Source organism: Nostoc sp., from assembly GCF_054880495.1.
The window spans coordinates 1-24,964 of record NZ_JBTYKD010000376.1 but is presented as its reverse complement, the minus strand read 5'-3'; the positions used below and the strand labels follow the sequence as shown (position 1 = coordinate 24,964).

Annotated in this window: 24 protein-coding genes and 1 pseudogene; 7 read left to right on the top strand and 18 right to left on the bottom strand. The window is 41.7% G+C overall.

Annotation, left to right across the window (positions count from 1 at the left end):
* The coding region (locus tag ACYTXL_RS31810; RefSeq protein WP_461928088.1) for a hypothetical protein at window positions 1-1,735 on the top strand (1,735 nt) is incomplete at its 5' end.
* A 196-nt stretch (window positions 1,736-1,931) separates the two neighbouring features.
* Here ACYTXL_RS31810 and ACYTXL_RS31805 read toward each other — a convergent pair.
* From ACYTXL_RS31805 to ACYTXL_RS31785, 5 genes are all read right to left on the bottom strand, one after another.
* Window positions 1,932-2,633 carry a hypothetical protein gene (locus ACYTXL_RS31805; protein WP_461928087.1) on the bottom strand — a complete coding sequence of 234 codons (702 nt, stop codon included), beginning with the start codon at window positions 2,631-2,633 and terminating at the stop codon, window positions 1,932-1,934.
* Window positions 2,634-3,019: 386 nt separating this feature from the next.
* On the bottom strand, window positions 3,020-4,003 hold the full coding sequence (locus ACYTXL_RS31800; RefSeq protein ID WP_461928086.1) for an RNA polymerase sigma factor, RpoD/SigA family: 984 nt from the start codon (window positions 4,001-4,003) through the stop codon (window positions 3,020-3,022).
* 428 nt (window positions 4,004-4,431) lie between these two features.
* Complete coding sequence (locus ACYTXL_RS31795; RefSeq protein WP_461928085.1) at window positions 4,432-4,647, bottom strand: hypothetical protein; 216 nt, start codon at window positions 4,645-4,647, stop codon at window positions 4,432-4,434.
* A 60-nt stretch (window positions 4,648-4,707) separates the two neighbouring features.
* Window positions 4,708-6,438 (bottom strand): helicase HerA domain-containing protein, encoded by a 1,731-nt coding sequence (locus ACYTXL_RS31790; protein ID WP_461928084.1) that lies wholly within the window; start codon window positions 6,436-6,438, stop codon window positions 4,708-4,710.
* Between the two features lie 200 nt (window positions 6,439-6,638).
* On the bottom strand, window positions 6,639-7,433 hold the full coding sequence (locus tag ACYTXL_RS31785; RefSeq protein ID WP_292797402.1) for a glutathione S-transferase family protein: 795 nt from the start codon (window positions 7,431-7,433) through the stop codon (window positions 6,639-6,641).
* A 552-nt stretch (window positions 7,434-7,985) separates the two neighbouring features.
* On the opposite strand from ACYTXL_RS31785, the gene ACYTXL_RS31780 reads away from it, so the two are divergent.
* Window positions 7,986-8,846: a fasciclin domain-containing protein gene (locus ACYTXL_RS31780; RefSeq protein WP_461928083.1), complete on the top strand. Its 861-nt coding sequence runs from the start codon at window positions 7,986-7,988 to the stop codon at window positions 8,844-8,846.
* A gap of 271 nt (window positions 8,847-9,117) precedes the next feature.
* Here ACYTXL_RS31780 and ACYTXL_RS31775 read toward each other — a convergent pair whose 3' ends face one another.
* The 3 genes from ACYTXL_RS31775 to ACYTXL_RS31765 all read right to left on the bottom strand — a co-directional run bounded on the left by ACYTXL_RS31775 (window position 9,118) and on the right by ACYTXL_RS31765 (window position 10,880).
* Window positions 9,118-9,420, bottom strand: a complete 303-nt coding sequence (locus ACYTXL_RS31775) for a hypothetical protein (protein ID WP_461928082.1) — start codon at window positions 9,418-9,420, stop codon at window positions 9,118-9,120.
* 102 nt (window positions 9,421-9,522) lie between these two features.
* Window positions 9,523-9,837, bottom strand: a complete 315-nt coding sequence (locus ACYTXL_RS31770; protein WP_461928081.1) for a hypothetical protein — start codon at window positions 9,835-9,837, stop codon at window positions 9,523-9,525.
* A gap of 134 nt (window positions 9,838-9,971) precedes the next feature.
* A complete protein-coding gene (locus ACYTXL_RS31765; protein WP_461928080.1) occupies window positions 9,972-10,880 on the bottom strand; it encodes a polysaccharide deacetylase family protein in 909 nt (302 codons plus the stop codon).
* A 552-nt stretch (window positions 10,881-11,432) separates the two neighbouring features.
* On the opposite strand from ACYTXL_RS31765, the gene ACYTXL_RS31760 reads away from it, so the two are divergent.
* Window positions 11,433-11,606: a metallothionein gene (locus ACYTXL_RS31760; protein WP_461928079.1), complete on the top strand. Its 174-nt coding sequence runs from the start codon at window positions 11,433-11,435 to the stop codon at window positions 11,604-11,606.
* A 218-nt stretch (window positions 11,607-11,824) separates the two neighbouring features.
* On the opposite strand, the gene hemL is transcribed toward ACYTXL_RS31760, so the two are convergent.
* A complete protein-coding gene (gene hemL, locus ACYTXL_RS31755) occupies window positions 11,825-13,123 on the bottom strand; it encodes a glutamate-1-semialdehyde 2,1-aminomutase (RefSeq protein ID WP_461928078.1) in 1,299 nt (432 codons plus the stop codon).
* A gap of 138 nt (window positions 13,124-13,261) precedes the next feature.
* Between hemL and ACYTXL_RS31750 the strand changes: the two genes are divergently transcribed.
* Both ACYTXL_RS31750 and hisIE read left to right on the top strand, forming a co-directional pair.
* Window positions 13,262-13,456, top strand: a complete 195-nt coding sequence (locus tag ACYTXL_RS31750; protein ID WP_292797388.1) for a ChaB family protein — start codon at window positions 13,262-13,264, stop codon at window positions 13,454-13,456.
* 95 nt (window positions 13,457-13,551) lie between these two features.
* The gene (gene hisIE / locus ACYTXL_RS31745; RefSeq protein WP_461928077.1) at window positions 13,552-14,202 is read left to right on the top strand and encodes a bifunctional phosphoribosyl-AMP cyclohydrolase/phosphoribosyl-ATP diphosphatase HisIE; all 651 of its coding nucleotides are present in this window, start codon (window positions 13,552-13,554) and stop codon (window positions 14,200-14,202) included.
* 35 nt (window positions 14,203-14,237) lie between these two features.
* Here the strand turns inward: hisIE and ACYTXL_RS31740 are convergent, their stop codons facing one another.
* The gene (locus tag ACYTXL_RS31740; protein WP_461928076.1) at window positions 14,238-15,494 is read right to left on the bottom strand and encodes an MDR family MFS transporter; all 1,257 of its coding nucleotides are present in this window, start codon (window positions 15,492-15,494) and stop codon (window positions 14,238-14,240) included.
* 489 nt (window positions 15,495-15,983) lie between these two features.
* Here ACYTXL_RS31740 and ACYTXL_RS31735 point away from each other — a divergent pair.
* Window positions 15,984-16,175 (top strand): annotated as a pseudogene (locus ACYTXL_RS31735) (DUF2811 domain-containing protein); the annotation flags it as partial.
* A gap of 1,047 nt (window positions 16,176-17,222) precedes the next feature.
* Here the strand turns inward: ACYTXL_RS31735 and ACYTXL_RS31730 are convergent.
* A complete protein-coding gene (locus ACYTXL_RS31730; RefSeq protein WP_292797381.1) occupies window positions 17,223-17,933 on the bottom strand; it encodes a response regulator transcription factor in 711 nt (236 codons plus the stop codon).
* Window positions 17,934-18,580: 647 nt separating this feature from the next.
* On the opposite strand from ACYTXL_RS31730, the gene ACYTXL_RS31725 reads away from it, so the two are divergent.
* Window positions 18,581-19,207 carry a CPP1-like family protein gene (locus ACYTXL_RS31725; RefSeq protein WP_461928075.1) on the top strand — a complete coding sequence of 209 codons (627 nt, stop codon included), beginning with the start codon at window positions 18,581-18,583 and terminating at the stop codon, window positions 19,205-19,207.
* A gap of 240 nt (window positions 19,208-19,447) precedes the next feature.
* Here ACYTXL_RS31725 and ACYTXL_RS31720 read toward each other — a convergent pair whose 3' ends face one another.
* The 7 genes from ACYTXL_RS31720 to ACYTXL_RS31690 all read right to left on the bottom strand — a co-directional run bounded on the left by ACYTXL_RS31720 (window position 19,448) and on the right by ACYTXL_RS31690 (window position 24,855).
* Complete coding sequence (locus tag ACYTXL_RS31720) at window positions 19,448-20,131, bottom strand: HAD family hydrolase (RefSeq protein ID WP_461928074.1); 684 nt, start codon at window positions 20,129-20,131, stop codon at window positions 19,448-19,450.
* A 664-nt stretch (window positions 20,132-20,795) separates the two neighbouring features.
* Window positions 20,796-21,302, bottom strand: a complete 507-nt coding sequence (locus ACYTXL_RS31715) for a type II toxin-antitoxin system YhaV family toxin (protein ID WP_461928073.1) — start codon at window positions 21,300-21,302, stop codon at window positions 20,796-20,798.
* A complete protein-coding gene (locus ACYTXL_RS31710) occupies window positions 21,299-21,649 on the bottom strand; it encodes an AbrB/MazE/SpoVT family DNA-binding domain-containing protein (RefSeq protein WP_461928072.1) in 351 nt (116 codons plus the stop codon). The genes ACYTXL_RS31715 and ACYTXL_RS31710 overlap by 4 nt, the downstream gene beginning before the upstream one ends.
* 350 nt (window positions 21,650-21,999) lie before the next feature.
* Window positions 22,000-22,134, bottom strand: a complete 135-nt coding sequence (locus ACYTXL_RS31705; protein ID WP_461928071.1) for a hypothetical protein — start codon at window positions 22,132-22,134, stop codon at window positions 22,000-22,002.
* Between the two features lie 260 nt (window positions 22,135-22,394).
* Window positions 22,395-23,459, bottom strand: a complete 1,065-nt coding sequence (hppD, locus tag ACYTXL_RS31700) for a 4-hydroxyphenylpyruvate dioxygenase (protein WP_461928070.1) — start codon at window positions 23,457-23,459, stop codon at window positions 22,395-22,397.
* Window positions 23,460-23,565: 106 nt separating this feature from the next.
* Entirely contained in the window at window positions 23,566-24,270 is a 705-nt protein-coding gene (locus tag ACYTXL_RS31695) for an SDR family oxidoreductase (RefSeq protein ID WP_461928069.1), read from the bottom strand.
* 81 nt (window positions 24,271-24,351) lie between these two features.
* Window positions 24,352-24,855, bottom strand: coding sequence for a hypothetical protein (locus ACYTXL_RS31690; RefSeq protein ID WP_461928068.1), 504 nt, complete (start codon window positions 24,853-24,855; stop codon window positions 24,352-24,354).
* Between the last annotated feature and the right edge of the window lie 109 nt (window positions 24,856-24,964).

Genomic DNA, 24,964 nt, shown 5'->3' with positions numbered 1-24,964 from the left:
GCTTTCAGAGCAGGGCTACGTGGTGTTTGGCAGTAAGTCCGGTTTTGGTGCCCAATTCAACCTCTCCACCCTCAACGGCACTAACGGCTTTGCCATCAACACCATCAGTAGTAATGAATATAACTTATTAGGCTTCTCTGTCAGCAGTGCGGGAGACATCAACAGCGACGGCATCGCTGACCTCATTATCGGGGCATATAGTGCCTCCCCCAACGGCGATAGATCAGGGCAGAGCTACGTGGTGTTTGGCAGCAAGGGGGGTTTTGATGCCAGCGTCAACGTCTCCACCCTCAACGGCACTAACGGCTTTGCCATCAACGGCATCAATGTAAATGACTGCTCAGGCTCCTCTGTCAGCAATGCGGGAGACATCAACGGCGACGGCATCGCTGACCTGATTATCGGGGCACCAAATGCCTCCCCCAACGGTGCCTATTCTGGGCAGAGCTACGTGGTGTTTGGCAGCAAGTCCGGTTTTGGTGCCCAACTCAACCTCTCCACCCTCAACGACACTAACGGCTTTGCCATCAACGGCATCAATGCAAAAGACGAATCAGGCACCTCTGTGAGCAGTGCGGGAGACATCAACGGCGACGGTTTTGACGACCTGATTATCGGGGCACCAGATGCCGGCACCAAATCAGGGCAGAGCTACGTGCTGTTTGGGGGGAAGAATGTAGCTAGTGGCAGCACAATTATTAACCTGACGGGAAGTGCTGGTATAGATACTCTTGTAGGCACAATTGGCAACAACATCATCGATGGCAAAGCTGGTAACGACAAGCTCACTGGTAATGGTGGTCAAGATAAATTTATCTTCCACCCTGGCGATGGCATCGACACCATCACCGACTTTGCCGGCGTCGGCATTGGCACAAAACCTTCACCGCCGGTAATTGCCGAGGTGGATACCTTGGATTTTACAGGTTCGGGATTGACTGCTAAAAATCTGCAATTAACTCAAAATGGCAAGAATCTAGAAGTCACTTTTGAAGATACAAGCAACACCAAAGTCATCCTGCAAAACTTTCAACTAGAAAACTTGGATAATTTACCCGCATCGTATAAGAGACCACCTATCGGCAATATCCTGTTTGATGGACAGACCAGCATCGCTGACAGTTTTGATGTCTTCGATGCCAACTCCACTCAAACTAATTTGTTTAACAAGAACACTGTGACTTTCCTAAATGACCTTAACAATAACATCACGAGTTTTTACGACTCCAATGATGTGATTAATGGTCAGGGAGGTGATGACATCATCGACGGTAAGGGTGGCAATGATTTGCTGCGGGGTGATACTGGTAATGATACCCTCATCGGTGGTACGGGTAATGATACTCTGGTTGGCGGTGCTGGTAATGACGTACTCACTGGTGGTGCGGGTGCTGACAGATTCCTTTACAACACCAGTGCTGCTTTTAACGGCGCTGCTATTGGTGTAGATACGATTAGTGACTTCAACAGTTCTGAAGCTGATAAAATTGTACTGGATAAGACTACCTTTAGCGCGATCGCCTCTGTTGCGGGAAATGGTTTCAGTAAGAAGAGTGATTTTCAAGTCACTAATTTAGGCCAAGCCAGCACAGCGAAAATTGTCTACAACCCTGTGAGTGGGCAATTGTTCTACAACGAAAATGGCAGTGCGCCTGGTTTCGGGAGTGGCGGTTTGTTTGCGACTCTAACTGGTGCGCCAAATCTCACGGCATCTGATTTTATCATCCAAGCGTAATTCATTTGGAACAGCAAACTTTAATACCATTTTACACAAACCCTGATACATACAGATTTATCGTCAGGGCACTTCAGGCAATAGATTAGATAATGATAAATGACGATTTATGAAAACAGTCAAAAATTCATCATTCATCATCAAGACTTTGAATTTATTTATATTTGACTAGCTTTGTGTAGATTAGTATTGGAGATTATTTGCACATTTGCAATGTGCGGCGATCGCTAGCAGTGATAGAATTTAATCGGTAAAAGTCTTGCAGAGCCACCGAGTAAGCATAACTGCTTGATTCGTCTTCACCGACTTTAGGCAATCTACTGCTTGTGGCTACCTGATTCGACTGATTAGAACTAGCTTCATTTGCTGAACCATTAACCGTCATCGCCAACTCTCCTGATGGGTTGAGTGTACCCTGAAAACAATTAAACTCTGATTGCGGCATATACAATACACCTGTTACCTTCTCCTGCTGCTTTTGAAATATGATGTAAGCTTGACCAAGCTGGTTTGGTTTTGGGGATTGACCATAGAGATAAACCCCATCTTTTTCAGGAAAATTCGTTTCTGGTAAAACTCCCGCGCCTTTTGTCGCTCCCTGAGAACCTGGAACCAGCGCGGTGGTTGTAGTTTGTGTTTTTCCGATCTTATGGCCAAAAAGCTCTCTATCTCCAGAAGCGGCATTAAGTTGACTTCTCTGGTCTCGAACTCTTCTTAGCTGCGACAGAAGAGAGGGTTCGGAGCTTTTCTCAATTTGAGGCGATGATAATCGAGAATTTGTAAATGATACTACTTGAGTTTGCTTGCCTATAAAGCCCAAACCGAGAAGTAAGCCTAACCCGGCGAGGGAAATTCCCCACTGACGGGGAGATAATAATTGATGAAGGTTGTTAAGCACCCTACTTCTCCTGTTAAAAAACTAACTAAGTTCTCTATAACTTACTTAAACTATAACCAAGTCTTAATTGTCAAAGACTCTGTTAACGACTTAATATTACTATTGTCCAAAAAATAAAACTGTCAAAAAATAAAGTTTTTATTTAACTTACAGCGCTTCTCAGTTGAGTGCAATACAGACCTAACAAGAACAGCCCCTTCCCTACTAGCATTGGGAAGTAATATTCAAAGCCTCTCTCCTTTTAGGAGAGAGGTCAAAGTCTATTGCATACAAACGAGAAACGCTATATTTTTCCTGGTTTTCAGCAGAAAAAAATCGCCTCCTGAATTCAGGAGGCGCATTACCAAAATAGTGTAGAGACGCGAAATTCCGCGTCTCTGGTTTTATTAGCTAGCAACGTATTCTTGGACATTGGCACGACGGCGACGCAGATGAGCCAAAGCTTGATGCTCTAACTGACGGACGCGTTCACGGCTGAGACTTAATCTCTCACCCACTTTCGCCAATGACATTTCATTACCATCTTCTAAACCAAAGCGTAAGGCTACAACTTCTCGCTGTTGCGGGGTTAGTTCTGCTAGTAGGTTGTTCAAATCTTGGCGTAAGAATTCCTGGTTGGTGTAATACTCTGGTGATGGTCCATCATCTTCGAGCATTTCTTGCAACTCAGTATCCTGGTTCTCACCAACTCGCACATCCAAAGACACTGGTTGACGCGCCATATTCAAATACTCGCGGATCTGAGCAGGTTCTAGTTCCAGTTCTTTGGCAATTTCGGCTGGAGTCGGCGATCGCCCCAAAGTTTGAGCCAACTCGCGCTGCACTTTTTTGATTTTGTTCAGTTTCTCGGTAATATGGATCGGTAAGCGGATAGTACGACCTTGTTGGGCGATCGCGCGGGTAATCGCTTGCCGAATCCACCAGTAAGCATAGGTTGAAAACTTATAACCCCTGGTTGGGTCAAATTTCTCCACACCCCGCTCTAATCCTAGTGTTCCTTCCTGAATTAAATCCAGAAACTCCATATTCCGCTTTTGGTACTTCTTGGCAATAGCAACCACCAAGCGCAAATTCGCTTCGATCATTTTTTGCTTTGCCCGCTTACCTTGCGTCACCGTTTGTTGAACCTCGGTTTCAGATTGTTCAACTTTGTCAGCCCACTCTGACATATTCGGCTCGCGTTGCAGTTTCTTCGCCAAAGCCTCCTTGGCGTCGATCAGCGTCATCATTTGTTGCACCTGCTTCCCAAAGACAATTTCTTGTTCGCGGGTTAGCAGTGGCACACGACCAATTTCCCGCAGATAGGTTCGCACCATATCAACCGTGAATTTGGTGTTGAGGTTTTCCGTTTGGGTGTTGACAGTAGGCATTGGTGCGTTATCCTCTACTCCGTAAACACAATGTATATTTTCTTGCTAAAATCGATTGGGATAAAGTAGTACATCTATCAGAAAATATCGCGATATACTAAAAGCAATTATCAATTGATACAGCTGTTGTTAAGACGTAAACCCCTAATGATCGGTTCCCCTAGCTTCCCTAAATTTTCAATCTTTTATAATCACACTGGTTGTTTTTGAGAATTCTTCTTTTGGGCAGTTACTGATAGCATTTGGTAAATCCGAAGTCGGTATGAGTTCCACTTAGCTTTATAATACGATAAATCAGGCAGATAGTAAAGTATCTTCAGATAAAGCTTATAATTATAATTCAAAAGCGGTCATTTGAGAAAAAAAATTAAACTTCCTTGAAATTACTTACTACATCTATGTTGACGCGAAAAGCCCCTCTTCTGTTGCTAAAACCTAGCGGGATAACCGAACTTAATTTGCTGTGACGATGGAGGGATGTCACGAATTGGGCATTGGGCACTTGTACTGATTTGTACTGAGCGACGCGTTGCCCTGAGCTTTGCCTTACTCCACAGGAGTTGCAAGCTACGCGTAGCGTCTCGTAGAGAAGGGTCGAAGTAGCGTTGTCGTTGGCGTAGCCTAAGAAGAGAAGTATTGGACATTGGTTAGGACTCATCATTTAACCAAGGACAAATGACCAACGACTAATGACAAATAACTATCTAGAATCCCAGGTCAGCTTTGGCTAGTTCAGCTGCAGCGAATACTTCTGCGTCAGGTTTTTCTTCCCAGGCTGGCTCACCAATTTCTTCGTAAAAAGTTGCATCGTAAGGACGAGTACGCACTACTACTGGCATCGGAACGGCGTGACCCAATATTAAAGCTTGTTGCTTCGAGTCTAACTTTGCCAACACCGATCGCAGTCCACTACCACCAGATACACCCGTGAAAATCGCGTCAATGTCTTTTTCATCATTCAGCAAAGCGGTAATGCGAGTCCCAATCTGGGACATAACTTCATTATCTATGCCTGATGGACGTTGATCAACTACCAAAAGTGTGACAAAATATTTCCGCAGTTCACGGGCAATAGTCCCAAAGATAGTACTTTGTACCACTCCTGGGTCAAGGAAACGGTGCGCCTCTTCAATGGTAATCATTAATGGCGTGGGGCGATCGCAAGGATTTTTGCTCTGTAAAAATTTATCGGCTTTTTTGACGTAATGCTCGTGAATACGTCGGGTGATCATATTTGTCACCAACATATAAGAGAGCATATTAGACTGGGAACCAAATTCGATCACAACATTCTTCCCAGATTCCAGGCACTGGACAATTTTACTAATGTAATTCTGGGGGCAAACCGCTCGCATATACTTCAAGCTATCCATCCGCAATAGTTTGCGCTGCAATGCCATAATCGAGCCTTTATGTCCGCGCTTCTCGTCGCAGAACATCTCAATTTCTTCGTTAGTCATATTCAGCAATTGGACAATCCAAGACTTGCCAAACTCGCTATATAAAATATTGGCGTTATCTAAGGCTGCATCAGAGAGTCCTAAATCTCGACTACATAACTTAATATCTTCAACTTCTATTTGCTCGTAACTCAGATAGAGTTCTTGAGCATCACGCACACCCCGACGCTTTGTCGATTCTGGGTCGAGGGTGTAAACTTCCACCTTACTAGGAAAAAGTTGCTTTAAACCCTTAACAGTACTGACGTTTTTACCTTCTGCAACAGCTTCCCAGCCATACTCAGAGTGCATATCAAAAATCAAATTTACTGCCGCATTTTTACGGATAACGCCAGCTAAAATTAGCCGTGTTAGAAAGGATTTACCAGTACCAGATTTCCCAAAAATCCCATTACTCCGTTCCACAAAGCGATTTAAATCGATGCAAACGGGCACATCCATATCTAAAGGTTTGCCGATGGAAAAATTGCGCCTTTGGGGGTCATCTTCCCAGCCAAATACGCGGCGAAAATCGTCAACACTTGCATCGTAAACTTGACTAAAGTGGCTAGGAATAGTTTTAACAGGTAACAATTCCATCGTCGTGCTAGTTTGTGGCACAAATGAAGCCAAACCTGTCATCGATGGGAGGAAAGGATTTGCTGATTTGCCATTTGTTGGAGAGAAAGATTCTTCAGATTCGGGAGTAAACATCAACATCGGCGCGAGGTTGATAGTACCATAAGTACCACTTCCGGCTAAAACATCTCGTAAAAAAGTGTCTTCCCAATTGGGGGGATTAGCAGTAATTCGGGCATTAGCAGCACCTAATGCTACATCTGTCAGCATACAAAAAAAACGCGAGCGCATCCCTTGGACAACGAGGAACTTACCCACCCGCATATCTTCCACAGAAATGTCAGGATGCAATCGTACTTCTAAACCTTCAGTTAGAGAACCTTGAATTACCGAACCTAATGGCTGTGCCGAATTCATCTAATTAGTTACATCATTGTTGGTGCTATCTCTTATGTTGAATTGTAATTGCATAGGGCAAAAGTTGCGAATTTGTTAGGAGTTAGGAGTTAGGAATGATAATTAATGCCCAATGCCCAATACTTCTCTACGAGAGGCTGCGCCAACGGCTTCGCTCAGTACAAGTCAGTACAAGTGCCCAATGCCCTATTACCCATTACCTAATCAATTTGAATCGAAGTTGGCGCACTCCCTGTTGATGGAGTGGTCATAATTAATGGTTTGCGGAATTGGGTGTAAAGGCGATCGCGCCAGGTGAAGAATGGTGCATAATCTATATTCTCTGTAAAGATTGGCAATCCTTTACCTCTAATAGAAGCTGGTAAATCCAGATAGGAACCAGAGGGGAACTTGAGCAATATCGATAAACCCGCCACTGCCAAGTCAGCTAAAGTCGGCTCATCTCCTGTTAAATAAGGGCTATCTGCCAGTAACAATGTTAAAGCTTCCAAGTCTTGTTTTAAGGAGGCGATCGCAGACTGAATCACATCTGGGCTATAACCTACCCCAAAACCCAACAGTGTCAGGAAGTCACTAGGTACTCCTTCAACCAGACTTTTAAATATATCTGGTGTTGAGGTGGGTAATAAAGACTTGCGGAAATTTTGATCTTGACTTATTGCCGCAAATAGTGCTTTGCGACCTTTGATGCCTATAGATTCATCCGCCCATTCTTCTATTAATAAAGTTAAACCCCGTTTTTTGGGATCTTGCGGTATTATGGGGCGATCGGGATACTCTAAGTCTAAATACTTAGCTATTTCCGTAGAATCCGCAATATATCTATTCCGATCCTTTAATACTGGGACTTGTTTTTGACCAGTCAGCCGGAACAGTTCTACCTGTCCAATCCCAGGCGTAACCTCTATTTTGCGGTAATCTAGTCCTTTAAAATCTAGAATTAGGCGCACTTTCTCTGAGTATTGAGATAGTTCCCATTGGTATAATTCAATCATCGTGTATACCTTGTAACTGGTCAAATTCTTAACTTTACAATTGTATCTTTAGTTAAAGTAATTTTTATTCACATTAGTTGCTTAGTTGTCTATTTAATTAACCTTAGGGTTTAACTGATTTTTAGCAAGATTAAACAGTACCTGAAAAGAATGCTTTTTAGGTAGGGGCAATACCCGGTGGTCAGCTAAAGCTACATGAATTGCCACTACCGCGTGTAGTTTTGCGTAAGTCTTAAAGTAGAATCTTTCTCAAAAATTCTTGTAACTCATAACTTGTAGATGTCAGATTTTCCCACTTTCTTAGAGTTGATGCTAGACCAACTGAGACTTTATTAACTCTTTTTGGTGTGAGCAAGAAAATTTGCTCAATTTAGATAAAATGTATGCTAGATATATTTCATACTTGTAAGCGTAAGCCAAAGTTGAATATTTTGCATCATCAGCACAAAATCTGCTGATAAAAAATCTTACTTCCCTCTCGGTTAGATTTTGTGCATAGCAAAATGTTATAAATCTTTATGTAATGTGTGGACAAAAAAACAAACAAAATTTATGAAGACAAATTACAGCAAATTACTGACCGCCTTAGCAGGCATAGCGGGATTTACTAGTTTTAGCGTTCTCATTACTTTACCATCTGATGCAAAAGAGGCACTAAATCCTAACCCCAGTATTTTCAACGAAGCCCCCTATAACCAGGGACAAAGCCTTCAAGCAAACGGTCAATACACACCTGCTGAGGCTGCTTCCGAAATCGAAAAGGGCAATACCAAACGCCAAGAAGTAGCACAGAATAGTGGTGGAACGCTAAATCCCAAACCAAGTATTTTTAACGAGCCTCCCTATAACCGTGGTGGTAATGTTACACCTAGTGAACCTGCACGCCGTACCCCACGCACTATCCCGGAAGCTCAACCCAGCACATCGCCAACACAAGTACCATCTACGGAGACACCGACTCCAACTCCACCAGGTCCAGGGGCAAGTGACAATCAAGGCAAAAACTTGTTAGCGTTGGCAGAGTCAAACGCTTCTTTTACCACCTTAACTAAGGCTTTGAAAGCAGCAGGATTGACCGGAACTTTGCAGGGTAAAGATAACTTAACTATTTTTGCACCCACTAATGCAGCTTTTGCTAAATTGCCACCAGATGCTTTGCAAGAATTGTTAAAACCAGCTAACAAAGAAGTATTGATCAAAATCTTAACTTACCATGTAGTACCTGGTAAGGTATTGTCCAGTGATTTGAAGTCTGGCGAAGTTAAAAGCCTTGAAGGCGGCACAATCAACGTTAAAGTTGATCCTGCTACCGGTGTAACTGTCAATGATGCAAAAGTGACACAGGCAGATATCACAGGCACTAACGGTGTAATCCACGCAATTGATCAGGTGATTTTACCTCCAGACTTGTAGTTTTTATGTATCAGTACAACCGGAAATAGAACTAGGTTAACATAAAGTATTAATACGTAAAAATCCCGTTCAGATGTTAATTTTGGACGGTTTTTTTGTAGAAACAGTGAGTTGAATTGCTGACTCCGCTAACTGACTTTTCAGCGGATATGGAAAACCTAACTTCCATTCCTCTCCCTTTTATTGAGGCTTTGCTGGTTCGGCTAGGTTCTTAGCCATTTAAAACCTCAAAAGAGGAAGTGACTACAATTGGCTGAGTCTCTAATCTAAATCACTGAGGTATAGGCAGACTACCTTGTAATATCATCTGACTTGCCTTAGCTTGACAGCTGGCGCAGGCACAGCCAAACATCTGCATCGCAAGCTGTTTAACTCTTTCATTCGCACCTATTGATGGGTATTGGGGATATTCTTGGGAAACAGGTGCAGCAAGTGTTTGTGTGTCAGTGGATGTTAAAGTAGGATTGGCTAAATCTTGGGGAGAAAGCTTCTTAGCAAAAGCTGGATTGACAGTTAGTAATGTTAAAGCCAAAAAGCTTGAGCCACAAAGCAAAGCCATTACAATTTTATTCATGATTTACACCAGTAGTAGACTTGATCTTTAAGTTGAGCTTAGACGAAAAAACTATAAATCGCCATAAAAATTTTCAATATCAATATCTGTCGTAATCTAATCTCAGACACCAGTTTTATTTAAGCTGAGGCAAACTCCTTGTAATACCATCTGACTTACACGAGCTTGACAGGTAGGGCAGTCACAGCCAAACTTCTGTATAGCAAGCTCTTCAAGTGATTGAGTAGATTTGATTGATGGAAATTCCGGGGATTTTTTAGTTACAGATATATTAACTGTCTGCGTCTGTACCAAGTTAAACTCGGGAGGGTTTAAATCTTGGGGAGAAAGCTCTTTCGCAAAAGCTGGATTGACAGTTAGGAGCGTCAAGACAAAAAAGCTAGAGCCGCAAAGCAAAGCCATGACAATTTTATTCATAATTTTCCTGAGTGGTAGACCTGATTATTAATTGAGTTTAGCTAAAGAAACCTCGAAATTACCAGAAAAATTCAACTTGTTTTTAGTTGCCGAGTGGCGATTGATAGAGCCGCTGCATTCCATCGAAATAACAATTATTTTTTGTTTACAATCAGCTTTTGATCTTTATCTTGCATTTCTAAAAGTTCCGGGATAGTAACAAAGCTATAGCCCTGTTTCCGAAAGGTAGCAATAATTTCTGGTAAAGCTTGCACAGTTTTAGAGCGATTACCACCACCATCATGCATCAGCACAATCCCACCTGGTTTGGCCTTCCTGAACACATTATTAATTAATTTTGGTACAGCAGGACGCGAGTAGTCTACAGAGTCAGATGACCAGAGAATAATCGCATATTTGCTATTTCTAGCGTAACCAGCCACCCCATTGTGCATGATTCCCCCTGGTGGTCGAAACAGATTTGTTTTAATCCCTGTGACATGATAAATCAGGTCTGCTGTGTGGTCAATTTCATAGGCAGCTGCTTGTGGATTCAAGAATTGATACCAATGATGCCAAGTATGGTTGCCAATTACGTGGCCTTCGGCAATCTCCCGCTTTACTAAGCTGGGATAATTCTTCACGTTCTGCCCAATCAGGAAAAATGTGCCTTTTATCTGATTTTGTTTGAGAATATCCAGTACTTGCGCGGTACTATCAGGCCAGGGACCATCATCAAAGGTGAGAGCAATTACTTTCTGTTCGGGAGTGAGTTTTGCCGACTCAACTATTGCCCCTTGAAAGCCTAGTGGCACAGCATAGGAGAGACCCTTTGTTTGTGCTTCTTGCTGCCAACTTTTAAGCATTGCCGCTTTTAGTTCTTCAATCTGCTGCTCAGTTCCAACTTTGGGTGATAGATTGTTTACATTTATATTCTCTCTACCTTGAGCCTCAGAGGAGCTTGACTTGATAAGCATCATCGTGCTTACACTCAAACTGGCACTCAAGACAAGCAACGTAATTAATCTTTTTTGCAGACCAAAAAATGACTTATTGTCCTGCACTTCATAGCTCCTTCAAGGGTCGAACCATCTTTTTTTCCCAATCCTAATACTTCGGGTAGTTTTTTACACTCATGAGTTACGCAAATAGCCGAAACCCTTATTTTCAGGTAGGGGCAATACCCTGCCGTCACCTAAAGCTACATGAATTGCCCCTACAGTGTTTAGTTTTGCGTAACTCCTAACACTTTTGTAAACTTTCCCATGCAAGCTACACCATGATTGGTCTACTTTTTAAAGTTAGCTCCAACCTTGACTCTAAAAAAATGCCTTACCCTATGGATAATCTAATATCTATAAGCAAAATCCTCACCATAAAGGTGAGAGATTTCTTGCGCGTTAATTTTTGTAGACTATGGGATATGAGGGGAATTTTGATAACTGTAAAAGGCAATGCAATCCTGGGTTATTAAGATTAATATACTTAATGTAGGTTAAATATTGCATATCCGATTGACGAAGCTATTGCAAAATTATGACGAAGATGTGACCTTCCTTGAGTGATGACGTCACAGGACAGATCCGCATTATTATTTAGAGTAATCTCAACAGAAAATGCAGAAAGTTATGACAACCGTAACCCAAATGAAATGCGCCTGTTCAACTTGCCTGTGTATCGTTTCAGTTGAGGATGCTATTAAAAAGGACAACAAATACTATTGCTCTCAAGGCTGTGCTGAAGGTCACAAAACTATCAAAGGCTGTAGTCACACTGGCTATGGCTGTTGAGTAGTGCTGAGTTACCGAAGTTCAGATTGCGATATAGCTCTCACTGCCTAACCCTTTTTCTAGAATGCTTAGGCAGCGAGAGAGAATATCAACGACCGAAGTTCCGATGATCGCAACCTGACACTCCGACTTCTGGCGATCGCACACAAGGAATAATATAATTCCCAGTGAGCAACGCTGTAGGTGTTGTCTTTACTGAGTAGTCAGCACTCTTTTGGTTATATGCTAGACATTACATCCCGTGCTACTGCTAAAGTCTGCTCAATATCCTCTTCGGTGTGAGCAAAAGACGTAAATCCAGCTTCAAACTGAGAAGGTGCTAAGTAAACACCATGCTCTAACATCCCACGATGGAAGCGTCCAAATTTGGCTGTATCAGACTTTTTCGCATCTTCATAGTTATGAACTGGGCCAGAGGTAAAGAATAAGCCGAACATCGCACTGATTTGACCGCCGCAAACCGCATGAGCATTTTCTTTGGCTATTTGCAGTAAACCATCTGCTAACTTTTTAGTAATCCGCTCAAGATACTCGTAAGTACCTGGCTTTTGCAGCAATTCTAAAGTCTTAATCCCAGCAGTCATCGCCAAGGGATTACCAGAAAGAGTTCCAGCTTGATATACCGGACCGGCGGGCGCAACCATTGACATAATATCCCGACGACCGCCATAAGCTCCCACTGGCAAACCACCACCAATAACTTTGCCCAAGGTTGTTAAATCGGGAGTGACCCCAAATTTTTCCTGAGCGCCACCGTAAGCAATGCGAAAGCCTGTCATCACTTCATCAAATACTAATAACGCCCCATACTCGTGAGTCAGTTCCCGTAATCCTTCTAAGAAGCCAGCATCAGGTGGAATAAATCCAGCATTGCCGACAACTGGCTCCAGAATCACGCCAGCAATCTCGTCGCGGTTTTCTTCAAACAAGGCTTTAACGGCTTCCAAGTCATTGAAAGGCGCGGTTAGAGTGGTGCTAGTTGCCGATTTAGGAACTCCCGGCGAGTCTGGCAAACCAAGTGTAGCAACTCCAGAACCTGCCTTTACGAGAAACGCATCGGCGTGTCCGTGGTAGCAGCCTTCAAACTTGATGATTTTGTCTCGGTTGGTGAAAGCCCGCATCAGCCGTAAAACTCCCATACAGGCTTCAGTTCCCGAGTTGACAAATCTCACTATTTCGATGCTAGGAACGGCATCGATGACCATTTCTGCCAAAACATTTTCTAGGACTGAGGGAGCGCCAAAACTGGTGCCTTTTTCTAAAGCTTCATGCAAGGCTGCAATTACTTCTGGATGAGCATGACCGCAAATAGCTGGACCCCAGGTGCCTACATAGTCGATGTATTGATTGCCATCTACATCCCAAATATATGCGCCTCTAACACGATCAAAAACGATGGGTTGTCCACCCACAGATTTAAAGGCACGAACTGGAGAACTGACTCCTCCTGGCATGAGGTTTTGAGCAGCGGCGAAGACTTCTTGTGATTTTGTTGTTTTAATTGTGGTATTTACCAAAGTTCTCTCCTAACAGTGGGCAATAAAACAGTGGGCAATAAAAAGCTCTATCTTAGGATAGGGTCAAACGCTGCTGAGAATTTCTATCCTATAGAATTAGCTGAACCAAAAAAATAACAATATCAAAAAAATAACAATATGTTATACAAGTCGAATCAAGACTTGCCTTTAGATATTCAAACTCGATTATCTGAAGCATACCAGGATCTTTACCGAGCAGCTTTTAACTCGGCAATCCATTGGTATGGTGAAGCCTCAAAAGCTCACAAAGTCGCCTTGAGTGCTGTAAAGATGCAGTCTGCTATGGAACGGAATGCTCTTGTTGAGAGCTAGATAAGATAGTTCAATTTAAAAAAACATCCCAGCTGCTCTATTCAGAATGGTATCGTGAATCCATGAATTATTCTCATTAGAGCAAAATAGCTGGTATGTCTTCTAACGATTCGCGCTCACTGTATTACACCATCCCTGTTGAGGAAATTCGCTACGATGAACGGGGTCTAGTACCTGCAATTGTCCAAGATTATTTGGATGGTACTGTCCTGATGATGGCGTGGATGAATCAGGAGTCGTTACAAAAAACTTTAGAAACTGAAGAAACTTGGTTTTGGAGCCGTTCCCGGCAGGAATTGTGGCACAAGGGCGCGACTTCTGGACATATTCAAAAAGTGCAAAGTATCCGTTATGACTGTGATAGTGATGCACTGCTCATCGGGGTAGAGCAATTAGGAGATGTTGCCTGCCATACTGGAGAACGCAGTTGCTTTCACCAAATAGAAGGGAAAATTGCCCCACCACCAGGGGATACATTGTCACAATTGTTTCAAATAATATGCGATCGCCGCGACAATCCTACTGAAGACTCCTACACCTGTAAACTATTTGCAGCTGGCGATAACAAAATTTTGAAAAAGATCGGTGAGGAAACTGCTGAAGTCGTGATGGCCTTTAAGGATGATGAAGCAGATGCGATCGCAGGTGAAGTGGCTGATTTATTATATCATACTTTGGTTGCCTTAGCTCACCATCAAGTTGATTTGAAATCGGTGTATCGCAAGTTGCAAGAACGTCGCCAATAGAGCGGAAAACAAGTCATCTTACCTTGCGGAGTATGTTACTCAGCCAAAACTCGATTGAGATACTGTAAAATTACCACCACAATAATCACACTTAAAGAAAAGCCTAGCCATAAACTATCAATAATAATTCGCGGTTGATCTAATGCCCATCCACCCAAGGGATGACCAATAAAAGAGCCAACAGCCCAGCACACAGCATTGATGGAGAAATAAACGCCGCGTTGATTTTCCGGGGCTAATTCAGTCACTAAAGAAGCAGCAGATGGGGTATAAGAAACAATCGCCACAGCAAATACTCCCAATGCCAATGTTACCCAAACGAGATTATAAGATGGGGCAGTGCCGCTTACCCAAATCAGTCCAAAACCAATTGCCCAAAGAATGGCGGAGACAGTGAGCGCGAGTGTGTGAGAACAGCGTTTTAAGGCGTTGGTGATAGGCAATTGACAAATTATACCTAGCACCAGATGCCAAGCAAATAGCCCGCTAATCGTAGTTTGAGCAAATCCTTCGCTGGTAGTTTCTACAAAGACAAAGTTTTTGAAGTAGAGCGGCAGGGTGCTGTGGATTTGAGAAATATAGATTGTAAAGAATATATTAACTGCTATGTAGACCAGGAAACGGCGATCGCTTAATACTGCCATCCAAGAAGCAAAATGTTCTGTCTTTTCAGATTCCCCTATCTGTTGTTCAGTTTCACTAATTCCCACATAGATAACCCCAAAAAATACCATAAAAGAGATGGCATCAATGACAAATAGCCATCGATAACTCCCAATTATCGTGATCAAAAACCCAGTAAGGACAATTCCGATCGCTAACCCCAGATTATCTGCTAATCGGGCGATCGCAAAAGTTTCGCGGCGATTATCAATCTCACTGGCATCAGCAACAACAGCTTCAGCCGCCGGCCAATAAAAACCTATCCCTAAACCGCTAATCAAGCTCCCAATTACCAAAATAGTAAAATTATTGGTTGCAGCTAAAACTAGAGAACCACTTGCTGAAATCGCCGTCGCTAGCAACAAAGTGCGGCGCCGTCCCCAGTGTCCAGAATCAGCCAAAGAACCACCGACAATCCGCCCTACAATGCCGGAAATCGAGGCGCTACCTAAGGCTACCCCAACGCTGGTTGCAGATAAACCAACTTGATTGACAAAAAAGATCGGGGCGTAAAACAGGGTAAAGCCGGTGCCAACTTCCGAGAAGAATCTACCAACTGCGAAAATCCACACCTGGGGATGTATCGAGGGCAGGCATGATGATAACTGAGATTGAGAAGCTAATTTCATCAGGTTAAATGTCATAGTTTTGTGACATTTTTGTAATTCTTATCATTGGCTGCTATTTTCCTCACTCATTCCACAGGGTTTCCACAGGGATTTTTGCACTTTTCCACAGGTGTTGAACGAGCTAATGGGCTTCTTGCCGTCTGACTGGGGATTGTTAATTAACAGTGACAAGTAACTTAAAAGACTGAGTTTTTATAAAGTAAAGTAACGAAAATTCGGCTCTAAAGCTGATTATTACGTTCGTATTTATTTTTTATACCATCGTTTTTAACATTTCGCAGCATTGACAAACCCACCCCCTCTTGGCGCACAATGATTCGGCTTGCCTTTATAGTCCGTTCAACTGTTGGCATCAAATGTGTAAAATATATTACCACCAGATGTGGGCGTTGATTGTCGGTCTAATAAAAGATTGTGTGAGGTAGCTTAATTGCCGCTTCACCGCAAGCAACTTGTCCCTCTTGATTATCCTCATAGGAGGAAAATCTCATGAAAGCAACGGTTAGCATCTTTACAGAAATTCCCGAAACACTCCACGAATCCTTAAAAAACTACTTAGAGACTCATCCTGATTGGGATGAAAAGAGAGTGTTAACGGCGGCGTTATCATTATTTTTACTCCAAAATGGAGATAGCGATCGCCGTGCTGCCCGAGTCTATCTGGAAACTTTGTTTCACCACTCCTCAGTAGAAATCCCCAGCATCGATTCACCCACAATAGCTAATCTACTAGACACCCCATAGGTACTGGTATGAAAGGCGTTATTCTGGATCATCCCCTAATATGGGCACGGTTTACCGTGTCCCATCAATGGGATTTTCACCCAATAGCGATCGGCCATCTGGGGGCAATATTACAACAAAAAAAGATCAGTAGATTCTGATCCTTAAGAAGCTTCCAATATTTTCTCTTGTTGCTAAAACTAGTTGGTAATAGTGCAAGATTTAGAATTGTGGCAAGACTTGAATATATAGCAGCTCTGGTTTGGATACAACACATGGTAGGCACAAAGCATTGTTTATGTGTGTCAACTTAACGTAAAACTCATGTCCTACAAGGAACTGAAGTTTCTTGCTAATAGCTCAAGTCATCTAAAGATGACTAAGTACAGAACACCACAAAAAGGGTATGCAATTTAATCATTCGTAGGTTGGGTAGAACGTAGTGAAACCCAACATCAAATCTGAATATTTCAGAACCCCTTTTACGGTGATGTCTACTAAGATAATCTGAAAAATCTTTAGTCTACTGAAGTAGACTTTAGCTATGAGTTTCTGAAATTCATTTCTGGGCGGGCGTGGAAGTCAACAGATAGCTTAAGTTGACACCAATGAGCATTGCTGTGCCTTTATGATTGGTCTGTATTCCATGCAATTGATAGCGGACTATTAGTATTTGTTATATAGCGGTTTTCTTTTGGATACAAACACGTTCGGATGGTAAGACAGCTATGCGTCCCTACGAACTCCACCTGAAGCACCGCTATATCTACCAAAACGGTAGCAAGCAAAGAAATATTTTCCAATGGACTCTTTTCCTTGTCCACTGTCTTAAAGGGATAAATCTATATCTCAAATAATTACCTAGTCTGTATTTGAGGAATATCGACCTATTTTGATTATCTAAATTTGTCTTTTACTAAAGCTAAATAAATTTACTAATTGCTCCCCCAAAAGTTTATAGTCAAGAGTTAAAAAACTCTAGACTGTAAACTCAGGACTTGGTTTCTAAGCGCTGGGAGTAACGTAACTAGCAGATTCAAATTTATACCCTACCCCGCGTACAGTTTGAATTAATGCTGGCTGACTAGCATCAATTTCAATCTTCTTGCGAATTTGACCGATATGTACATCTACAACCCGCTGGTCGCCGACATATTCATAGTCCCACACCTCTTGAATTAGTTCTGCACGCCGCCAAACTCGGCCTGGATGACTGGCTAAAAAATGCAATAAGTCAAATTCCAGAGCAGTTAAGAGTACTGGTTGGTTATTAAGTGCTACCTCCCGTCGCACCGGATCAATCATAAGTTTTTCAAATACCAAGCGTTTCTGCTCGGCCGTAGTTATCACTCGCTGACGCCTCAAAATCGCTCCAACTCTGACTTCTAGCTCTCCCAACCCAAAAGGCTTGGTGAGATAGTCGTCAGCACCTTTAGAAAAGCCACGAATTTTGTCAGCTTCGTCAGCACGGCTAGTCAACATCAAAACAAAAACACCATTACGACTTTGCATCTCTTGGCAGAGGTTAAACCCAGTTACATCTGGTAGATTCACATCTAAAATCACCAAATCAGGGTTAAACTGCTCAAATAGAGCTAAGGCTGTCTTTCCATCTTCGGCAGCCTCCACCTGATAGTTCTGCTTTATCAAAAAGCGTTGGATTAAATTCCGAACCGCAGGGTCGTCGTCAACTACAAGAATCTTGGCAGGAGCCATGACCATTACTTTGCACAAAAATTCGTAAGATTAACAAGAGGGTTACGTAAAAACGCAGTTGCCACTTTGGGACTAACTAAGAATCTATATGGCTACAGTATAAGAATCCTGATTATTCAAAAATAAATACTCTAATCAGGATTGTGGGCGATGAGAACGCTAAATTTGTGTTAGCCACAGTATATAGGCGCTCTGACTTTACCCGCAACAATTCTTGACACCAAGACACCTTTTTGATCCCAAGTTAGGTGGTAACTGAAAACGTTTCAATTTTAAATCGATATGCGGATATATACCACAAGCGATTATTCAGTATAATTAAAAAACTTTGTTACGGCACAGTAAGTTGCCAAATCTGAAACAGTAAACTTGATTTTTTCATCAAAACTATGTGTTTTAGGTATTTTCCGTTCAAATTCTAGATTAGAGCCAGAACTGGGCAACGACATGAGGATATACACGGAGTTATGGCGATATGTTAAAGTGACTATAGTTGAAATTACAAAGTTCAAGCAAACTAACCCGTGCTACTATCCTGTTAGGGCATAAAATAGACCGAAACTTTAGTTTCGATCAAAATAAAACCTAAAGCTGTTTTTCCTTAGACAAAAGATTGCCGCTGACTGAGGCTGAAGTAACAAACTCCCATGAGCGATCAAAATCCCTACGAAAAACTTGGGGTATCAGAAGAGGCTAGTTTCGATGAGATTCAGGATGCACGTAATCGCCTATTCGAGCAACATAGTGGCGATGCCAAGCATTTAGAAGTAATTGAAGCGGCTTACGATGCGATTTTAATGGATCGCTTACGGATGCGCCAGGAAGGTAAAATTAAAGTTCCTGAGCGTATCCGGTTTCCAGAGTTGCGAGTGCAATCGTCTCCTAAGGAAAGTCCAACCCCTCGTGAGCAGTCACCTGCATGGCTGCAACGGATGCTGGATCAGCCAACGCCTGCGGATATATTCTTACCAGGAGCCTGGTTTCTTGGTTTGAGTTCTATTAGTCTGTTTTATCCAGAGGGAGGCGATCAGGTTTTGCAGTTAGCATTGGTGGTTGGGATAGGCACCAGTATTTACTTTCTCAATCGCAAGGAAGGCAAATTTGGCCGAGCAGTTTTATTCACCCTGGGCAGTTTAATAATTGGCTTAATCGCTGGGGGACTAGTCGCTAGCTGGTTCTTATCACAAATATCATTTATTACTCTGGAAACGAATCAGTTTTCTACGGTAGTGACGTTTATATTGTTGTGGTTGGTTAGTAGTTTTCTACGCTAAATCACTACCCGTAAGCAAGTTTCTATAAAGAAGACGTGATTTATATAAGAGAGTCAGGAGTCAGAATAACTATTCTGACTCCTGCTTTAATTTGCAACCTGAATGCCGATTAATTCAATCTATTGCAAAAGTCCCTAACGCCCCATTCCCAGCCCCTGCTCTTAGGGGAGAATTTGGCGTAAGTCAAAGGTGGGGCGGGGTTCTTTTTTTGATTTATGCAAGAAGTCTAATCTATTCCAGCTACATAGGTTTTAGGAGTAAATCTACAGCAGCGCCCAAATCCTTAATGATTAAGTCGGGATGGTAAAGTTCTAATTGGATGCGATCGCGGATGCCAGATTCGACAGCCATTACCTTAATACCATAATTTTTAGCTGCGGTGATGTCGGCTTCGGTATCTCCCACCATCCAGGTATCAGTAGCCGGGGGCAGTTCTTTTAATGCCCTAGCCATCAACAAGGGCTTATCTTCAATATCACGAGTTTTAATATAGTCGTTACTCAGGCAATAACAACGATTTTCCGGGAAAAACCTCCCTAAATCGTATTTTTTAAAGGCATAATCTAGTTCTCGAACTCGGCGCATAGTCATAACTGCCAAATCAATTCCAGCTTGTTGAATTTTTAACAGCGCATCCACAGCACCAGGCGCGAGAATGTCATAGTTGAAATAAGCTTCTGTATGCACAGTTTGCCGCCGTAACTGGGCAAATTCTTGGGCTTGGGTTTCGTCTAACCCAGAATTTAAGGCGATTTGTTTTTCAGGAACGCGCGATCGCTTTAACTGCCAAAATTCTCCTTTGGGAAGTTCTTGCACCAGTTGGTTTGGGCGACGGGTTTTCTCTAAGCAGAATTGATAAACATGGTAGTACCGCTCGGAAACATCAATAATCGGGCCGTCGAAGTCAGTAATCAGTCTTAGCATCGGCGAAAAATGTTAATTTTTATTAAGATTATCTCAGATATTTAGCTATTTTTATATGAACAATCTGCACTATTAAGTTTAGCTAGGCATTTTTTTGTAAAAGTAAAAGGTATTAAAGTAATCAATCGCTTCTCTAGGAGAATAATTATAATTCAGATTCTCTTATCCAGTCATGAAATTTATTCGCTTCTCCCTTCAAAACTTCAAAGTAATGAATTCTTACTGCTACTCTGAATACCGTTTCATGGTGGTAAAAATCATCGTCATGTATTTTTAGATTTTTTTCATAGTACCTATTTATAGCTTCTACTACTGAATTACCTGTATGACAAAAGTATTTTTTGAGACACCAGATAACTATTTGAAATAAGCGCACAGTGTCTTCATCAGTCTGGAATGAGAAATTAATCATCGAATACTCCCGTTAAATAAGTATGCTGCGTGCTGTGTATGGATACTTATTTGAATTCTTCCAGTACCTCACCAGTTTGAGAACTGCTACATCAGCATTTTATTGCAGGGTATCGCGTTTGATTTATTCGCTTTCAATAGCTTCATATAAGGCGCGAAAGTTATCTTCGGCAAAACCTTTAGCTTGGAAACGGCGCTCAATAAACGTTTAAAAAATTAACACTTTAGATTTATTAAAGGTATTTTTAACCTCTTAAATTAAAGTCTCAGAATCTTCAGATATTGTTTCTATATTTAAATCTTCTGTGTTTAAATTGTCTATATCTAAAGAAGCTTTTAAAAGTTCGCTCCATGAATTTGGAGGGTTTCCCTTATCAAGCATTTTTGTAAATTTCTGATAAGGATCTGTTTTCGATCCTTCTTTTCTTAGCGTTTTTTCGTCGTTTACCCAAGCGTAAATAATTATTTTATCAGTACTACTATAACGAAAAAATAAACGGAACCGTTGATAAAATTTTGCTCGAAACCAATGCTTTCTATCTACCCCTAGCTTTTTCCCCTGTCTGAACTCTTTTGCTGTAGGGTCTCTAGGAATATGATTATAAACAAGCTCCTTAATAATGTTAAGGAGCTTTGTAGATGGGTGAGATTGATATGTTTCAGGATTACTCTCTTCAAGCTGCTCAACAGTCACAATCAGTTTTTTAAAATATTCACTGAAAGCGGGGTGAGCTTTTAATGTCCACCCATTAACATTCATGCAAAAATAAAGTCCTCTGGCAGCTCCTCATTAAAATCAACTGTCATACCTTTGGTAAGAGCTTCTGCACGATGATACAAATCTTCAGTGAGAGGTTCAATCAAACTAGAGCTATGAGCAATATCTTTGTCAATTAAGTCTAAGAACGCTTCTGTAGAAAATTTGGCTTTAATTTTGTCAAATTTTTTATTGGTTCTTTTTGCCTTTACATTGCTTTGGCTAGAGTAAAATACTACCTCACTTCTAGACTCTCTAAGAAAAGCTATAAAATACTTACGTGGGTGTGGGTGACTAGTAGCTTCTACAATAGCAATATAATTACGTCTATCACGAGACTTGACTTTCATGTTTTTTAGTCTAGTTTTCGCCTTCTATATCTAATTTATCAGAAAAATGGGTTTAAAACCCCCTGCTTTAAGGACGGCTTTATATTAGAGGTATCGTGGTAGAGTTAGAAGTGATGGTTATTTTCTTGTGAATCACGAAGTTAGGACTTACGCACTGTACAAATGCATCGTGATGTGCATTAACTAAAATAGGTTATTTCAGGCTTTTCTTAATTATCCTGCGATCGTAAATAGACCATGCTGTAGGCGCACAGCAATGCTCATTGCTGTCAACTTAAGCCTTGGCAAATGGAATTCGCGGCTACACAAACAAAGTCCACCTCCGTAGACTAATACAAAATCAAGGGTTCTTAACCCACGTTCGCGTAGCGTTCTGTAAGGATAGGTTCTCTAAGATCGGGGATTGATGAAAGATGTTGTCCAATACTAAATCCTGCTGCGGAAACTCCAGGGATAATTTCAGCCCACAAATCAAGTCTGGCCATTAATTTGTCTCTTCTCCAATAACTTTAAATTCTTTACCATTAGAGACCATTTATAAAGTAAATCTTTAGAGGACTAGACCACATAGCATAATACGAGTCATAACGGCATATATGGCAGCCTCACTCACGAAGCAATAGAAACAGTTGCGTATATTGGTAATCTCCAATCTTACTTACATTAAATTCCTGAAGTTGCTGGTCTATAAAATCAACTTGTTTGGAGCCTGTCCGAATTTCAATTGATATTTTGTACTCAGGCATCATTGCAGGGTACCACGTTTGATTTGTTCGCTTTCAATAGCTTCAAATAAGGCGCGAAAGTTACCTTCGCCAAAACCTTTAGCTTGGAATCGGCGCTCAATAAACTCAAAGAAAAATGTCGGCTGTTCAAATATTGGCTGGGTAAAAATTTGTAGTAACAATGGCGCGGTATTTCCTCCCTCTAAAGGAGTATATTCTTGCCAGTCAACCAGAATTTCTTGTTGAGTGATCGCTTCTAGTTCTAGAGGTGATAAGCTCAGTCCCGGACGCTGTTTTAATTGCGAGTAGTAGGTTTGGGGAACTGAGAGTAAGGATAAACCACTGGCACGAAATTGAGCGATCGCACTTACAAGATTAGTCGTCCGCAAAGCAATATGTTGAATTCCTGGCCCCCGGTTGACATCAAGAAATTCCTGAATTTGGGAATTGCTGGAAGCCGGTTCATTAATTGGCAATTGGACGCTGCCGTTGCGCGAAACCATCACCTGGCTGTGTAAAGCAGAGCGATCGGTTTTAATTTTAAATGCTTGCTGGGGTTGAAAATCTAGGATATTTTTATACCAAGCAACAGCACGCTCTAATTCACCAACTGCCACGTTCAGGACTATGTGATCTATCGCGGTAAAAGTGTTGTCATTTGTGATTTGTCCGTTGTCATTTGTGTTAGTTACAAATGACTTTTCGATCAAAGTATGAGTCAGTCCACCCCAGGCGGCAATTTTGCCACACTTGAGTAATGCCGTACCCACCTGCCGTTCCTGGATGGGTTGTAGGATTGTAGCACCGTGCAGTTGAGCTAGTGCGATCGCGCCTTCGACATCTTCAACAGCAAAAGCGACATCTGCCACACCAGGGGGATATTGACGCAGAAACTCAGCGACTGGACTTGTAGGTAACAGTGGTGAAGACACAAAAAAGCAGACAGCACCACTTTCCACCACTTCTGTACAAGTATGAAATGAACTGATGCGATCGGCTACTGCTTGAAAACCAAGATGGTGTACAAACCAATCCCGCCATACTTTGGCATCTTCTACATAGAAATGAACGTGATCAATTTTCATAGATACTGAAAATCCAGCATAACAGTTTATATATCTGTAAATTTTGGCTTTTTTGCTAGATTTTCACGTCTTTCCTAAGCAAGAATTATCTAGGCGTACTCCCACTTTAAAATAACAGATGACTATCAGGTTGAATATTAATTTCCATTGGCACAGCTTGCGGTTCGGCAGAAAGGGCAAAGAAAATTGCATTGGCAGCAGTTTCAGGACTGAGCATTTTTTTTCGGTCTACTTTTAAGTTGACGTTATCCCAAAAAGGAGAATCTACCCCACCAAAGTAGAATAGCGTGAACTTGATACCAAAACGCTTGAGTTCCTCTGCCATGCACTTGCTGAAACCGACAACACCAAATTTAGAAGCAGAATAAGCTGCTGCCATCGCCATCGAATGCTTGCCCAGAATTCCTACCACATTACAGATGTGACCAGACTTGCGCTTTTGCATCTCTTCAGCCGCCGCCTGAGTGGTGTAAAAGCTGCCTTTTAAGTTCACATCTAGCATTTTGTCTAAATCAGCAGGTTCCAGGCTGTTGTAAGGCTTGAGTATACCAGCACCAGCTGCATTCACCAAAATATCAATTTGACCAAACTCAGCGACGGTCTTTTCTATCAAAGTATCTACCTGTTGGGGGTCAGTAATATCGGTGGGAACGCTCAAAACTTGCCCTGGTAAATCAGCTGCCAGTGTTGTTAAACGAACCGCATCTCTGGCAGCCAGTACCAACCGGACTCCGGTAGGCGCAAGTTTGTGTGTTAAGGCTGAACCAATACCACCTGTAGCACCAACAAGAACAACAACTTTATCTTGCATCGAATTATTTACATTTCTTTATATCTTTTTAGATAATACTGAATTATCGCCTCAGGTTGTACGTAGAGATCGAAAAAGTATTTACTTGGAGAGTAGCGCTGTTACCTCATATTCCTTGCCACTTGCTTTTAATGTAAATGTGGGAGATGATTCTAAATATTTGGTAAAACTAGAACCTAACTTTAATTTTTTGACAATTGAACTAGGAGATTTGCCGGTTATTTTCTGTAACTCTGAACCTAACTTAGACACAGATAATTGAGTTTGGGGAGACTTTATTTTTAGATCTTGAATAATTTTCAATAGTAATTTATCTAATGTTTTTCCATTATGAATTTCCGCAGAATATTCTTTTTTTCCTTCCTCTGGAATAGATGGTGTAAATGAGTTATCTACAACAGGGATTATTTCCTCAACTTCTGGTTCCTTGGGATGATGTTTGATATGGATATTGCATCTTTCTTGAAATAAACTGGCAACAGCAACTAAACTGTTTAATCGAGCATTGATAGATTCCTGTTCATTTTTAATTAAATCTTGAATTTGCTCAACCACTTTTTCAAAGGATGGAACTTCTGTTGCCATTGCTAAGGAATAATGAGTTACAGCAATTTTCAGGTAAATAGACCACAGTGGTTGAACCAACCGAAGGCATCATCTTCGGTAATATAATTTACAGCGTCAGCCATAGCTT